This is a genomic window from Streptomyces sp. NRRL F-2664 (genome assembly GCF_000719345.1).
Classification (GTDB): domain Bacteria; phylum Actinomycetota; class Actinomycetes; order Streptomycetales; family Streptomycetaceae; genus Streptomyces.
The window spans coordinates 1-14,310 of sequence record NZ_JOFX01000038.1 but is presented as its reverse complement, the minus strand read 5'-3'; the positions used below and the strand labels follow the sequence as shown (position 1 = coordinate 14,310).

Below are 14,310 nucleotides of genomic sequence, written 5' to 3'. Positions count from 1 at the left end.
GGACAGTTGTGCGATTCCATGAGCGATCTGCACCAAATGCCTTGCTGTTACTGGTCAGTTGCTTGGTCTTTGCTCCAAGTGCGCCTGCTCTGAGGCGAGTTATTTTCGTTTGTCAGGCCCATAGCCGCCGCTCCCCACCTGCGGCTTTGCTGGGCGAATGACGATCGGTGCGGGCCTGCGCGGCCCGGGAGTGCTGGTGATCGAGCCGATGGGGAACGCCGGGCGCTTCCTCACGGAGGCCGCTGACCGGCTGGGACTGCGCCTGTACGCAGCGACCCACAAGGAGGTCCACGACGCCTATCCGGACCGGCTGCGCTCCGCCCTCGCAGGGCTGTGCGCCACGGACCTCACGGACACCGCGCGGGCCCTGGACGACATGGCGGCCTTCTGCCGCTTGCACCGTCCGGCGGGTGTCGCCGCCTGCTTCGAGCTGTTCACCCCGCTCGCCGCGCTGCTGGCCGAGCGGGTCGGACTGCCCGGCAACGACCCGCGCCTCGCCCGGGCGGCGAGGAACAAGGTCCTGATGGCCGAGGCCTTCGCCGCGGCCGGGGTCCCCGCGCCGCGCTGGGCGGCGGCCCGCGACGCCGCGCAGGCGCACCGGATCGCCGCGACGGGCGGGCTCGGCCGGCCCCTGGTGGTCAAGCCCGCGGAGCAGGGCGGCTCGTGGGGGGTGTCGGTGGTGGACGGCCCCGGCCCGCTCGGCGCCGCCGTCGCCGCGGCCCAGCGGTTCACGCACGCCCGGCCGCACGGCCTGCGGCTGGACACCACCGTCCTGCTGCAGGAGTACGTACCGGGGCCGGAGTACTCCTGCGACACGGTGGTCGCGGACGGGGTGGCCCACCCGCTGCCCGTCGTACGCAAGGACACCACACCGGGCAGGTACCGCATCGAGACCGGGCACACCTGCCCGGCCGGCCTGGACGAGGAACTGACCGGGATCGTCCAGGCCACCGCGGCCCGCGCCGCGCTCGCCGTCGGCATCCGCAACGGCATCGCGCACACCGAGCTGAAGATCCCACCGGGGACCCGCACGCCGTACGTGATCGAAACCGGGGCCCGGCTGCCCGGGGACAACCTGTGCGAGGTGGTCGAGGCCGCCACGGGCATCAGCGAGGCCGCGGCCCACCTGCAGGCGGTGCTGGGCCGGGTCCCCGACACCGCCCCCACGGCCGCGGGCGCCGCCTCGATCCGTTTCCTGCTCCCGGAGCGCGGCGGTGTCCTGCGCCGGGCCGCGATCCCCGCCGTCCCCGGCACCCACAGTGAGCTGTACCTGCGTCCCGGCGATGCGGTGCCGGAGCCGGCCGACTCCTCGTGCCGGATCGGGCACGTCGTCGCGCGCGCGGGGACCGCCGAGCGGGCACGGGATGTGGCCGCCGAGGTGGTCGCCCGGTCCCGGGTGGAAGTGGGCTGACACCGTGCGGAAGATCGCGTTTCTCCGGTCGGTGGGCATCCGGCGCGCCGACCCCTACATCCAGCAGGCCGTACGGGGGCTCGCCGCCGAGGGGATCGAGGCGGGCCTGTTCCACACCAGCGGCAGCCCCGGCGACGAGGACTTCCCCGGCCACCGGCAGCGGCTGGAGCGGGGGGTCACGCCCCGGCAGCTCGCCGATCTGGTGGCCGCCTGGGGCGCGGACGCCGCGGTGTCGATCTCGTTGCCCTGCGAGAACGCGCTGCGCGATGCCGCGGCCGCGTCGTACCTGGAGGCGGCCGGCATCCCGACGGTCGTCACGCCGCTCGCGTCGACCATGCTGCTGGTGGACAAGTGGGAGACCAAGCAGCTCTGCCGCCGGGCGGGCCTGCCCGTGCCGGACGGGATCCGCGCCGACGCCGACCTGCTCGCGGGCCGCGGCCTGCCCGTCCCCGGATACCGGGACGCACTGCGGGCGCAGGCCGTACGGATCGGCTACCCGCTGATAGCGAAGCCCCTGTGGGACTCCACCAGCGCCGGCATCCGCACCCTGCGCACCCCGGCCGCACTGGACGCCTGGCTCGCCGACCCGCCGGAGTCCTCGGCGGTACTGGAGAAGGTCGTCGAGGGCGACCTGTGCAGCGTCGACATCGTGGGGCGGCCCGGCGCCTACCGGGTCCTCCCCCTGTGCTGGACCGGCCGGGCCGGCGCCGAGCCGGTGTTCACCTTCGCCGACCTGCGCTGGTGCGGCCCCCGCCCCGCAGCGGACGCCGCCTTCGCCGACACGGCCCGCGCGCTGGTCGCCCTGTGCGGGCAACTCGGGGTCCACGGGTCGGTCAACGTCGACATGGTGCACACCGGGGGACGGTTCGTGGTCCTGGAGGTGAACCCGCGGGTCGGCGGCGCGACCACCCTGTCGTGCGCGGCATCGGGCACGAACACCTTCGCCACCCTCGCCCGGATGGCCCGCGGCCTGCCGCCGGCCGCCGGGCCGGCGGGGCGCACCGGGTGGGCCGTCGAGTTCCTGGCGCCCGAGGGCGTCCCCGTGGCGGCGCTGGCCCGGCTGCGGGACATCGCCAGCGTGGTCACGGCGCACGAGCTGGTCATCGACGGCGTCTCGCGCGGCGACATCGTCGTGTTCACCCTCCCCGAGGGCGAGGAGGCCGCCACCGTGCAGGGCCTGACGGACCTCCACGCTGTGACGGGCTTCCCCGCGGCCGACGTCCTGGGCAAGATCACGTCGCTGCTGCACCGACGCGCGGTATGACCACGGCCACCGCCCGCCGGGGCACTGCAACCGCCGCGCGCCTCGGTCTGCCCGCGCTGCGGGGGCACGGCCGTTTCGTCACCGGCAATCTGATCGACTCCGTCGGCAATGGCATGCTCCTGCCCCTCGGACTGCTGTACTTCACCGACGTACGGGGCCTGCCGGCCGCGCAGGTGGGCGTCGCGATGACGGTCGGCCAAGCCCTCGCCCTGCCCGTCACCTTCCTCGCGGGCCGCCTGATGGACCGTACGGGGCCGCGAACGGTGGTGGTCGCGGCGAACGTGCTCTCCGCCGTCGGGTTCACGCTGTTGCTGTTCGCGGACCGGCTGTGGCACGTGGCCGCCGTCCACGTCGTGGTGCAGGCCGGCATCAACATGTACTTCACCGCCCAGCGCACCCTGATCACGCACGTCACCGCGCCGGGCGAACGGCGCGCGTGGTTCGCGTTCACCGGGTCGCTGCGCAATGTCGGCCTCGCCGCCGGAGCAGCGGGGGCCGCGGGAGCCCTGGCGCTCTTCGGGAAGGGCGCCCTGTCGTGGATGATCGCCCTCGACGCCGCGACCTACCTGCTGGCCGCCCTGTGCTTCGCCACGCTGAGAACCACCCCGCCCGGGCGCGAGGAGACCCCCGTGGGCGGGCCGGTGACGCGCAGCGCTCACACGCGGCGCTACCTGCTGCTGGTCGCCGTCAACCTGCCCTACGTGCTCGCGCAGGCCGCCCTGTCCGTGCTGGTCGCCCTCTACACGACCCGCTCGCTGGGACTTCCGGCCTCGGCGGCGAGCCTGCTGTTCGTGGTCAACACCGTGATCGTGTCCGCGTGTTCGACCGTGGTGACGGCCCGTCTCGCGCCGAAGGCGCCCCGTCGCGCCGTGGCGGCCGGCTACCTCGTCATGGCGGCCGGCATGGGCGCCTTCATGCTGCCCGCGCTGCCGTCGCTCGCCTCCACCGCCTGGGTGGCCCTCGGCTGCGCGATCACCCTGTTCAGCGTGGCGGAGATGCTGCTCGGGCCGGCCTTGAGCGAGCTGTCCGTGACCCTCACCCCCGGGGCCGCCGGGGGCTTCACCCAGGGCCTGTACCAGTTCTCGTGGGCCGTCGGGATGGTCGCCGCCCCGGCCCTGTTCACGCTGCTGCTGGAGGCCGGACCGCTGCTGCCCTGGGGCGCCGAGGCCGTGGCATGCCTGATCGCCATGGCCGCGGCCCCCGCCCTGAAGGCCCCCGCCCGCCACCGCCGGAGGAACGCCCGTTGATCACGACGCTCGTCGAGTCCGTCCACGCCGTCCCGGCCGCCGAGTGGGAGCGGCTCGCCCGCCCGGCCGGTCTGTACCTCTCCCACCGGTGGCTCGCCGGGGAGGAGGCGGACCCGACCGCCGACGCCGCGTACGCACTGGTCCGGGACGACGACGGCACCCTGCTCGCGGCGGCGCCGCTCTACGTGGTGCACGAGGAACCGAACGACGCCTACCGGCCCGCGGGGCTCCTGCCGCCCCCGCACGAACCGCGGGTGATCGCCGGTGCCCGGCGCGGCTACCGGAACACGCCGCTGACCGCCCCCGGCCTGGACGCCGTACGGCGCGGCGCGTGCCTGGCCCTGCTGCGGGACGCGGCGCGCGCACTGGCCGACCGGAACGGAACCGTGCACTGGTGGCCGTACCTCACCGCGCAGGCCGCCGCCCGACTTTCCCCGCTCTATCCCGGGGATCCCCTCCACCTGGAGGACGACGCCCTGATACCGCTGCCCGGTGCGGACTTCGAGGCCTACGTCGCCTCCCTGCCGTCACGGCGCCGCGTCGGCGTGCGCCGCGAACGGCGGGAGTTCGGCGCCGCCGGACTGGACGTACGGCACCTGGCGCTCGCGGACTGCGCCGAGGACGCCGGGATCCTGCTGGCCGGGCACCAGCAGGACCACGGCCACGACGGGGACGGCGCCGACGCAATGACGGGCCTGCTGAAGCGGCAGGCGGCGTCGATGGGCGACGCGGCCCGCGTGGTGGCGGCCTACGCGGGCCGGCACATGGTCGGTTTCTGCCTCTACTACCACTACGCCGCCACCACATGGATCCGCGCGGTCGCCGTCGACCGCACGCGTCCGGCACCGCACCTGTACTTCAACCTCATGTACTACCTGCCCGTCGAGGACGCCTACGCCCACGGCACGAGGGCACTGCACGCGGGCATGACGACGGTCGAGGCCAAGCGACGCCGCGGAGCGGTCATATCGCCCCTGTACGCACTGACGGACCGCCCCCTGCCCGCGGCGGGCGCACCGTCGTCGTCGCGGGGTGGCGGTCCGTGCGGGGAACAAAGCGGCTCTGTGCCCCGTTGACGGGTCGCCACGTCCTGCTGCAGATCGAGGAGTACCTTGCCCGACACCGCTTCCACCGCCCTGACCCCCCTGCCCCCGCTCAGCGCCCAGGCGGAGCGCCTGATCGAGCTCGGGGTGCACGAGCTCGCCGGGATGACCGCCGACGACCTGCGTGCCTTCGCCGCCGAGAACGCGGGCGCCGCCGACGCCGAGGACAACACCCTGCTCGCCGTCCATCCCGGCCGCGTCGCCGCCTCCGCACTCGCGCCGCTGCTCCAGCGCGACGGCAAAGCCGGTTTCGTCGTCGTCGACATGCCCGACGTCGACCTCTTCGGTCCCCACGCCCTCGACCTGCCGGACGCCCCCCTCTACCTCGTCACCGGTGTCGACCGCGGCGACCGCATGGCCAACTGGAGTCCGGAAGAGGCGCTGCCCGCGCTCACCGCGGAGGGCCGCACCCCCCTGCTGCTGACCGAAGGCATCCACTTCGTTCTCCAGCAGCCCGCCGCGCTGGAGCGCAACCGCTGCTTCATGACCATCGGCTCCCGCCTCCGCAAGGCCGGTGGCGCCCTGGACTCACGCACTCCGGCGATCTGGATCAGCAACGGCTCCGGACGCGACGGCCGCGAGCGACGCAACGCCCCCAAGGTCGGTTGGTGCTGGTGGGGCAACCGCCACACCTGGCTCGGCTTCGCCTCGGGCACGGGCCGCCGGCCCCAGTGACCCGAGTCGGAGCCTGGGGAGGGTCGCGCGGCACCGCTCGCTGATCACGGCGGTGACATAATCCGCCGAAGGGGGGCGCGATCCGCGCCGTGGGGCGAGTGGTTGATGGCCGGGGGAAGCCGATGACACAGCAGGGGAACGCCGGCCTGCCGGGGGCCACCGCCGGGGATGCGTCGCGCTCGCGCGCCACCTGGGACTCCGCGCTGTCGAGCGAGGAGTTCGCAGCGATCGGCGGCGTCGGGTTCGAACCGGTGGGGCAGGTGCTCGGTACGGCGGTCTTCAACATCGGGTACTCGGGTGTCTGGGGCTGCCCCGGCAGGTGGTCGGTCACCGACGACGACGCCGCGGTGCCGCCCTCCCGGTGGTCGTCCTCCTTGTCGCAGCTGGTGCGGACGATGTACGCGGCACGCAGGTCGGCTCTGGCCCGCGCGGTCGCCGAATGCGGTGCCCTCGGCGGTGACGGGATCGTCGGCGTGGAACTGCAGGTCGGTGAATTCCCGGCAGAGGGGATGGAATTCACGGCCCGCGGTACTGCGGTCCGGGGCCGCTCGCGCATCCGGCCGCATACGCCCTTCACCTCGCACCTGAGCGGTCAGGACTTCGCCAGGCTCGTGAAAGCCGGGTGGGTTCCCGTCGGACTCGCCTTCGGCGTCGCCTTCGCGATCACACACGACGACTGGCGCACCTCCTTCCGGGTCCCCCTCACTGCGCGGAACCAGGAGGTCGACTGCTACACCCGCCTGATCGGCCACGTCCGGCGGGAGGCCCGCAAGCAGCTGGTCGTCGACACGGGCAGGCACGGCGCCGACGGGGTGGTGGTGGACGACGTGGAGCTGCGGGTGGAGGAGAGCGAGTGCCCCACGTACGGATCGACGCGCGACCTCACGGCCGAGGCGGTCTTCGTGGGCACCTCGATCGCCCGGTTCGGCCGCTCCGCACAGCGGTCGGGCACCCGACCACCACTGACGATCATGAGACTGGAGCGTGAGGGCTGAGATGACCGAACGAACGGGGCGGGACGTCCTCGGGAACGCCGCACAGCCGGCAGTGCAGGACGTGGCCGAGGACGCCATGCGCCGGCTCGCGCGGGTCCAGCCCGGGGGGAAGGACCCGCTCTTCACCTCCGACCTGACGGTGAGCGAGTTCCTGCTGGTGCGCGAGGCCGGCTTCCGCCCGCTCGGTCTGGTCCTCGGTTCCTCCGTTCACCACGTGGGCCTGCAGCTCGGCCGGTGGTCGAAGAACCAGGAGCTGACCAAGTTGTCACAAGCCATGTACCAAGCACGCGAGCTGGCGATGAGCCGGATGGAGGCCGAGGCGAGCGCCCTCGGGGCGGACGGGGTCGTGGGCGTGCGGCTGGACATCGAGTTCAAGGAATTCGGTTCGGACATCGCCGAGTTCATCGCGGTCGGCACGGCCGTGAAGGCGGACGGGGCGGACCCGGGACCGGGCGGGACCTGGCGCAACAACAAGGGCAGGCCCTTCACTTCGGACCTGTCCGGCCAGGAGTTCTGGACGCTGATCAGGGCGGGCTACGCGCCCCTGGACCTGGTCATGGGGTCGTGCGTGTACCACGTGGCGCACCAGCGCTTCACCCAGGTACTCGGCAACGCGGGACGCAACGTCGAGATCGAACCGTTCACCCAGGCGCTGTACGACGCGCGGGAACTGGCCATGAGCCGTATGCGCGCGGAAGGCGAGGCCCTGGAGGCCGAAGGCATCGTGGCCGTGCAGCTGAAGCAGCACACGCACGGCTGGGGAGGCCACACCACCGAGTTCTTCGCCATCGGGACGGCGGTGCGACCGCTGCGCGACGACCACATCATCGACCGACCGACCGTGGTGGTGAGCCTGGATGGCTGAGACGGACGTGGAACTGCTGGCCGCCGCGCTGCGTCGGGACAGCGCAGACCTCACCCTGTACGCGCGGGTGCTGTCGGCGAAGCTGGCGGATGCGCTGCCGCCCGGCGCCGTGCACGTCCGGCGCAGCCGTTCACTCGCGGAACGGCTGGCCGGGCGCGAGGGTTCCGTCGTGGAACTGGACGTCGCGCTCGGGGAGCAGCGGCTCTCGCTGCGGACGGAGCGGGGGCGGGTCGTGGGCGAGGTCCGGCACGAGGTCCGGGGCATCGTGCTCTCCCGGCGCCAAGTGGACCTGGACGTATGGGTCGACGCCCTGGCACGGTGCCTGGCGCAGGCCGCGGCCTCGAACGCCCGCGCCCGCGAGGCTCTGGAACGCTTTCTGGCGTGAGCGGCACGGCGGACCGCGGCCTCACGTCCGCTGCGTGAGCCGCGCGACCGCCGCGTCGTATCGCGCCCGGAGATCCGCGTCTGCGGACACCCGCAGCAGCGCGCCGAGTGCCCGTACCGCGCCGTCCTCGTAGCCGGACGACTCCGCCTGCCGGGCCGCCAGGTCGAGCTGCCCGATGCCCCCGGCCTCGTCCCCGAGTCCCAGCAGCGCCTCCCCCTGCACGATGAGGAGCAGGATGCGGGGCACGTCGGCCGTGTCGGTCGGTCGTCCAGGGCCAGGGCCGCGGTCGCCGTGTCCAGGGCCCGGCGCCAGTGGCCGGCGTCCGCGCGGTGCCGGGCGAGGTGCTGCAGGGCGAGCCTCTCCACGGTCCAGTCGTCGGCGGCGCGCCAGCTCCACCGCCCGCTCGCATCCCTGCGCGGCCTCCTCCACGTCGCCGAGCGCGGCGCGGGCCAGGGCCAGGACGATCAGGGCGTTCGCCTCGGCCACCGCGTCACCTGCCCGGGAGGCGCGCGCGGAGGCGGCCCCCAGGTGCGTCAGCGCGTCCGCGGTGCGTCCTTCCTCGATGAGCACCCAGCCGAGCACGTTCAGGACCCGTGTCTCGCCGTGCGGGTCGGCGTCGGCCCGTGCCGCCCGGAGCGCGGTCCGCGGAAACAGGGTCCGCTCCTTGTGCGGGTGAGGGCCGGGGCTGCTCGCGCTCTACAGCGGGCCGAGCACCTCGCCGGGTAGCGCTGTCAGCTCAAGGGTTTCGAGCACGGTCAGCAGTTGCCGCTCCTCGTAGCGGAAGTGGTTCTCCATGAGTGCGGCGATGCCTTCGAGGTGCTGGTCGAGCTCGTCGGGCGGTGCCGCCCGGTCGACGGCGGCGCGGAGACCGCCCAGGAGGTGGGCGATCATCGAGTGGTCCTGCTCCAGCGCGCGCAGCACGGGTCGCAGCTCGGGGTGTGCGGCCGCGATGGCCGGGAACAGGGTTCGGTCCTCGCCCTGGTGGTGGCCGTCGAGGGCAGTGCAGAACCCGTGGCAGTACAGCAGCAGTTCGCGGGCGGCCGCCTCACCGGGAGTGCCGTCGGCAAGGGAGGCGCGGGTCAGGGCCAGCGCTTCCCGCAGCCGGTCGTGCACCCGGCGGAGTTCTTGGCTCCAGGCGACGAGCCTGGTCGTCTCGCGCTCAGTCACGCGAGAGCGAAGGGTACGACGAGTGCATCGTCGACCTCCTTCGGTTCGGCGCCTCCATGCCTGACACGGTCTGCCACCGGCACGCGACGCTTCGAACACCGTACCGCACGTGGCGGGCGGTTCACGCGGCTGCCGCCTGCCGCCCCCCTGTGATCCGCGCAACACCCGTGGTTCCGGGCGCCGTTGGGCCGCCCCGCCCCGGGCGGGGCACGGCGACGCGGTCCGCCCACGTGTGCCCGTCGCCCGCGGACGGTGAAGTGCGGTGGCCGAGGTCAGCGGACCTCGATGCCGATGAGGCAGGTGTCGTCGTCGGTGTCGGAGGCGCTGTATGTCAATACGCTGTCCAGTCGCTTCTCCAGCGTGTCAGCAGACCGGGATGCGATCTGGAGCAGCTGGGCGATGGAGTCGGTGACGGCGATGTCCCTGCGCTCCACGAGCCCGTCCGTGTACATGAGGAGGATGTCGTCCGTTTCGAGCTGTACCTCCTCCTCCTTGAATGTGGCCTCCGGCAGTGCACCGAGGAGGAGGCCGGCGGTGAGGGGGAAGGACTGGGCCTGTGTGCCTCTGACGAGGACCGGTGGCAGATGGCCGGCGCGGGCCCATTGCAGCTTGCGGGTCGTGGGGTTGAAGAGGGCGCAGACGGCGGTTGCGGTGAGGTGGCCGGTGAGGTGGAAGGCGACGTGGTTGAGCCAGGCGAGCAGTTGCGCCGGGCCGGCGCCGGTGACGGCGAGGCCGCGCAGGGCGTTGCGCAGGGCGACCATGCCGGTGGCTGCCTGGACGCCGTGGCCGGCGACGTCGCCGACGCTGAGGAGGACGTTCCCATTGGGAAGGACGACGGAGTCGTACCAGTCACCGCCGACGAGGGATTCGGATTCGGCCGGTCGGTAGCGGACCGCGATCCGGATGCCGGGTACCTCCAGGAGTGCCGGCGCCGGAGGCATGATGGCGTGCTGCAGTTGGAGGGCGAGACGGCTGCGGTCGGCGGATTCTGCCTCGGTGTCGGCGAGCTGGTCGCGGGTGGCGGCGAGGGCGACCTCGGTCCAGTGCTGGGACGAGACGTCCTGGCATGCGCCGCGCACCGCGTAGAGGCGGCCCTGGCTGTCCAGGACCGGTTCGGCGACCATGCGGATGTGCCGGGTGATGCCGTCGAGCCGTTGGAGGCGGAACTCCACGGACGATTCGCGTCGGCTGTGCAGGAGGGTGCGCAGGAACCGCCCGATGGAGTTGATGTCGTGGGGGTGGGCGTGGGCGGCGAGGTCCTCCAGGGGGACGGGCGTGGCGGTCATCGGCAGCCCGAACAGGGCGAACAGCTGCTCGTTCCAGCTGATCTCCCCGGTGTGCATGTTCTGTTCGAAGCCGCCGACGCGGCCGAGTCGCTGCGCGTGCTGCAGCAGGTTCGCCAGTCGCGCCTTCTCGTCCTCGATCTTCCAGATGAGGAGGAGGGCGGAGCCGTGCCGGCTGATGCGCACGTCGGCGACGGTGGTGAGGGGGACCTCTCCGACGAGGTTCGTCAGGACGGTGCGTGAGGCCTGGGAGGCCTCACCGGTGGCGTAGGTCCTCTCGAGCTTGTCGAACAGGCCGCCGTTCTCGGCTGCTGCCGGGTAGATCTCGAGGAAGGGGCGCCCGGTGACCATGGAGCGGGGCCGGCCGCCCGGGTCGATGAAGCTGTTGTTGACGTGGTGGATGCGGAAGTCCGCGAGGTGGCCGCCGGCGTCGAGGAGCGGGGCCAGGACGAGGACGGGGATGTCGAGGTGGTCGGCGAGGTCGTCGAGTTCGGCCAGAGCGGCGTGGTGGGCCGCGCCGGACGGGTCCGGAGTGCTGTGGGAGGGCTGTTCTTCCAGGGTGTGGGCACAGAGTTCGGCCAGCGCTTCGAGCTGGCGGATGACCTGGGCGGGCTGTGCGGGCAGCGGCTGGGGCCAGCCGATTTCCAGAACGCCGTGGATGCGGCCGCCGGTACCCGCAGGGATGACGATGCGGCCGCCGTCGGGGTGCTGGCGCCGCCCGATGGTCGGGAGACTGGCCTGCGAGAGGCTGGTGACCATGGAGAGCTCGCGGTGGGTGAGGGCGAGCCGGGCGCAGGTGGCGACCTCGGGCGGGACGTAGTGCCAGCGGTCGGCGTCCTCCGGCGTGAAGCCGGCCTGGCCGGCCAGGGTGAGGGAGGAGTCGGCTCCGGCGAGCCAGATCGCGACGGCGTGGGCGCCGAGCGGGGCCAGCGCGTTGTCGAGGAGGGCCGCGGCGACGGCGGGCGTGTCCCCGGCTGCCAGGACACGGCTTTCGGCTGTCCTCAGCCGGACGGCCGGAGCGGCTTCTGCGGACCCCTGCTCGGCCACAGCGGTCGCGAGGAAGTCCTGCGCGACTTCGCTGACGCGGTCACGGGCCGCTTGGTTGACGACGTCGACGGCGAGGGCGAGCAGGGTGGTGCCGGACTGCTCGGCGAGCTTGGCGAGCTGCCGGGACGCCTCGGCGGGGCCGCAGCCGAGGCGTCCGACCAGGATGCCCTTGGCCAGCTCGACCAGGGCACGGCCGTCGGCGGCCGACTGGGCTTCCAGGGCCTCCTCGCGCAGTCTCTCTACGGTCGCGGCGAGCCGGCCGGCCTCCGTGGCGGCGGAGGCGGACGGCCTGGTCTCCAGTCCCCCGTGGGGCTCCGTGCGTGCGTCGGTCGGGGTGCTGTCCCCTTCGGGGCCGGTGGTGGTGGGGGGCTGATGTGCTGCGTTGTCGTCTGGAGTGGTGTTCACCGTGCGTCGCGTTCCTCCGTCGAGTGGCAGGGTCGTCAGGCGGGGGTGGGGCCTGAGGTGCTCTGGTGCGGCAACCACCGGCGGAGTCGGGCGATGAGGTCGTTGGCGTCGACGGGCTTGGTGACGTAGTCGTTCGCGCCGGACGCCAGGCTCTTCTCGCGGTCTCCCGGCATGGCCTTCGCGGTGACCGAGATGATGGGGAGAGCGCTGTATTCGGGCATGCGCCTGATCTCCGCGGTAGCGGCGTACCCGTCGAGTTCCGGCATCATTACGTCCATCAGGATCAGGTCGATACCCGGTGTGGCGGTGAGGGTTTCGATACCCCTGCGGCCGTTCTCGGCGTGCACGACGTGGATTCCGTGCAGTTCCAGGATCCCGCTGATGGCGTAGAGGTTGCGCGGGTCGTCGTCGACGACGAGGACCGACCGGCCCGCGAGGCTGGCGTCGACGACGGCGTGGTCGGGGCCGGCGGGCCGGCTGTCGTCGCGCACGAGGGTGGGGACGTCGCCCGGGCGGTCCGCCGACAGGTGCAGGGCGATGCGCTCGCGCAGTTCGTCCAGGCTGGTGAGCACTTCCAAGGGGTGGGCGGCAGCGTGTTCGGCGACCTGTGCCTGCTGTTCTCTCGTCATGCGCCGGTTGTCGTGGGCGAGGACCGGCAGGGAGGCCAGTGCGCTGTCGCCGTCGAGCGCCTGCAGGAAGCGCAGGCCCTCCCCGTCGGATGCGAGTTCGAGGACCACGCAGTGGAAGGGCGCCTGGGCCAGTACGGCTGCCGCGTCGGCTGCGGTGACGGCGGTCACGACCTCGGCGCGTTCGGCGGGCACGGTGACGGCTCGTCCTGCGGTCAGGTCACCGGCCGCGCTTTCCGCGACGAGGCTGAGGAGACCGTTGCTGCGCTGTTCGATGACCAGGATGCGCCGGGGGTGGCGCTGCTCCTCCGGAGCCGGCGCGCCCTCCTCGTCGGCCCGTTCGAGCATCGGGATGCCGGCTTCGGCGCTGTCCAGGGCCGGCGTCTCCTGCTCGCCGGGTTCGCGTCCGGAGACCGGCAGGTAGAGGGTGAAGGTGGAGCCCTTCCCGATCTCGCTGCGGGCGGTGACGGCCCCGCCGAGGAGCCGGGCGATCTCCCGTGTGATGGACAGGCCCAGGCCGGTGCCGCCGTACTTGCGGCTGGTGGTGCCGTCGGCCTGCTGGAACGCGGCGAAGATGGCTTCCAGTTGCTGCTCGGCGATCCCGATGCCGCTGTCGATGACGTGGAAGGCGACCACCGATCCGGCGTGCGTCAGCTCGTCGGGGAGTTCCGCCGCGCTCGCCGGTTCGATCTTGACGTGGACGCTGCCGTGTTCGGTGAACTTCACGGCGTTGGACAGCAGGTTGCGCAGGATCTGCTGCAGCCGGGCGTCGTCGGTGAGGAGGTCCACCGGCACGCCGGGAGCGGTGGTGATATCGAATTCGAGGCCCTTCTGGCTGGTCAGCGGCCGGAAGGAGGCTTCGAGGTAGGTGAGGAGCTGCTTGAGGGAGACCCGCTCAAGATTCACGTCCATCTTGCCCGCCTCGACCTTGGACAGGTCGAGGATGTCGTTGATCAGCTGGAGCAGGTCGGAGCCCGCCGAGTGGATGATGCCGGCGTACTCGACCTGCTTGGGGGTGAGGTTGCGGGTGGGGTTCTGCGCGAGCAGCTGCGCGAGGATGAGCAGGCTGTTGAGCGGGGTGCGCAGCTCGTGGCTCATGTTCGCGAGGAACTCGGACTTGTACTTGGAGGCCAGCGACAGCTGCTGCGCCCGGTCCTCCAGTTCCTGACGGGCCTGTTCGATCTCCAGGTTCTTGGCCTCGATGTCGCTGTTCTGGCTGGCGAGGAGGGCTGCCTTCTCCTCCAGCTCGGCGTTGGAGCGCTGGAGCTCCTCCTGCTGGACCTGGAGTTCCTCCGAGCGGGCCTGGAGCTCGGTCGTCAGCCGCTGCGACTCGCCGAGGAGCTCGTCGGTGCGGGCGTTGGCGACGATCGTGTTGACGTTGACGCCGATGGTCTCCATCAGCCGGCCCAGGAAGTCGCGGTGCACGGGGGTGAAGGGGGCGAAGGAGGCGAGCTCGATGACGCCGAGCACCTGGTCCTCGACGACGATGGGCAGGACGATGAGGTGGGCGGGGGTGGCCTGTCCGAGGCCCGACGAGATCAGGTAGCCGGGCGGCACGTTGTCGGTGGTCAGGATCCGGCGGCTGCGGGCCGCCTGTCCCACGAGGGTCTCCCCGTGCCTGACCGTCGTGGCGGCGGGGCTTTCCACCGGCCGTCCGAAGGACCCGATCAGCGTGAGTCCCGCCTGACCGTCGATCTCCTCGCCGAGGTAGAAGGCGCCGTAGCTGGCGTCGACGAGGGGGGTGAGTTCGTCCATGACGAGCTCGGCGACGACGGCGAGGTCCCGGTGGCCCTGCATCAGACCGGAGATCTGCGCGAGGTTGGACTTGAGCCAGTCC

The 14,310-nt window shown here is 72.5% G+C and carries 12 protein-coding genes; 8 read left to right on the top strand and 4 right to left on the bottom strand.

Annotated elements, in window-relative coordinates; translation table 11 throughout:
- Positions 1-157: 157 nt before the first annotated feature.
- The 8 genes from IF89_RS0127025 (at position 158) to IF89_RS0126990 (ending at position 7,945) form a co-directional block, all read left to right on the top strand.
- Positions 158-1,411 (top strand): ATP-grasp domain-containing protein, encoded by a 1,254-nt coding sequence (locus IF89_RS0127025; RefSeq protein ID WP_043194451.1) that lies wholly within the window; start codon positions 158-160, stop codon positions 1,409-1,411.
- A 4-nt stretch (positions 1,412-1,415) separates the two neighbouring features.
- Positions 1,416-2,675 (top strand): ATP-grasp domain-containing protein, encoded by a 1,260-nt coding sequence (locus IF89_RS0127020; RefSeq protein WP_030773395.1) that lies wholly within the window; start codon positions 1,416-1,418, stop codon positions 2,673-2,675.
- Positions 2,672-3,922, top strand: a complete 1,251-nt coding sequence (locus IF89_RS0127015; RefSeq protein ID WP_030773392.1) for an MFS transporter — start codon at positions 2,672-2,674, stop codon at positions 3,920-3,922. Before IF89_RS0127020 ends, IF89_RS0127015 begins: the two co-directional genes overlap by 4 nt.
- The gene (locus IF89_RS0127010) at positions 3,919-4,998 is read left to right on the top strand and encodes a peptidogalycan biosysnthesis protein (protein WP_063831352.1); all 1,080 of its coding nucleotides are present in this window, start codon (positions 3,919-3,921) and stop codon (positions 4,996-4,998) included. Before IF89_RS0127015 ends, IF89_RS0127010 begins: the two co-directional genes overlap by 4 nt.
- Positions 4,999-5,034: 36 nt before the next feature.
- The gene (locus IF89_RS0127005; protein WP_030773387.1) at positions 5,035-5,700 is read left to right on the top strand and encodes a DUF5701 family protein; all 666 of its coding nucleotides are present in this window, start codon (positions 5,035-5,037) and stop codon (positions 5,698-5,700) included.
- A gap of 122 nt (positions 5,701-5,822) precedes the next feature.
- Entirely contained in the window at positions 5,823-6,695 is an 873-nt protein-coding gene (locus tag IF89_RS0127000) for a heavy metal-binding domain-containing protein (protein WP_051807672.1), read from the top strand.
- 1 nt (position 6,696) lies between these two features.
- Positions 6,697-7,560 carry a heavy metal-binding domain-containing protein gene (locus tag IF89_RS0126995; RefSeq protein WP_199820568.1) on the top strand — a complete coding sequence of 288 codons (864 nt, stop codon included), beginning with the start codon at positions 6,697-6,699 and terminating at the stop codon, positions 7,558-7,560.
- Positions 7,553-7,945 carry a hypothetical protein gene (locus IF89_RS0126990; protein ID WP_030773379.1) on the top strand — a complete coding sequence of 131 codons (393 nt, stop codon included), beginning with the start codon at positions 7,553-7,555 and terminating at the stop codon, positions 7,943-7,945. The genes IF89_RS0126995 and IF89_RS0126990 overlap by 8 nt, the downstream gene beginning before the upstream one ends.
- Positions 7,946-7,966: 21 nt before the next feature.
- On the opposite strand, the gene IF89_RS0126985 is transcribed toward IF89_RS0126990, so the two are convergent.
- The 4 genes from IF89_RS0126985 to IF89_RS0126970 all read right to left on the bottom strand — a co-directional run.
- Complete coding sequence (locus tag IF89_RS0126985) at positions 7,967-8,527, bottom strand: hypothetical protein (protein WP_030773378.1); 561 nt, start codon at positions 8,525-8,527, stop codon at positions 7,967-7,969.
- A 114-nt stretch (positions 8,528-8,641) separates the two neighbouring features.
- On the bottom strand, positions 8,642-9,112 hold the full coding sequence (locus IF89_RS0126980; RefSeq protein ID WP_030773376.1) for a hemerythrin domain-containing protein: 471 nt from the start codon (positions 9,110-9,112) through the stop codon (positions 8,642-8,644).
- 272 nt (positions 9,113-9,384) lie between these two features.
- Positions 9,385-11,847 carry a SpoIIE family protein phosphatase gene (locus tag IF89_RS0126975; protein ID WP_199820567.1) on the bottom strand — a complete coding sequence of 821 codons (2,463 nt, stop codon included), beginning with the start codon at positions 11,845-11,847 and terminating at the stop codon, positions 9,385-9,387.
- A gap of 35 nt (positions 11,848-11,882) precedes the next feature.
- Positions 11,883-14,310: ATP-binding protein (locus tag IF89_RS0126970; RefSeq protein ID WP_043194450.1), on the bottom strand; the 2,428-nt coding region annotated here is incomplete at its 5' end.

What these genes read in the sequence shown, in the direction of transcription:
- IF89_RS0127025 (WP_043194451.1), top strand. Translation starts at nt 158, where the DNA reads ATGACGATCGGTGCGGGCCTGCGCGGCCCGGGAGTGCTGGTGATCGAG.
- IF89_RS0127015 (WP_030773392.1), top strand. Translation starts at nt 2,672, where the DNA reads ATGACCACGGCCACCGCCCGCCGGGGCACTGCAACCGCCGCGCGCCTC.
- IF89_RS0127000 (WP_051807672.1), top strand. Translation starts at nt 5,823, where the DNA reads ATGACACAGCAGGGGAACGCCGGCCTGCCGGGGGCCACCGCCGGGGAT.
- IF89_RS0126995 (WP_199820568.1), top strand. Translation starts at nt 6,697, where the DNA reads ATGACCGAACGAACGGGGCGGGACGTCCTCGGGAACGCCGCACAGCCG.
- IF89_RS0126990 (WP_030773379.1), top strand. Translation starts at nt 7,553, where the DNA reads ATGGCTGAGACGGACGTGGAACTGCTGGCCGCCGCGCTGCGTCGGGAC.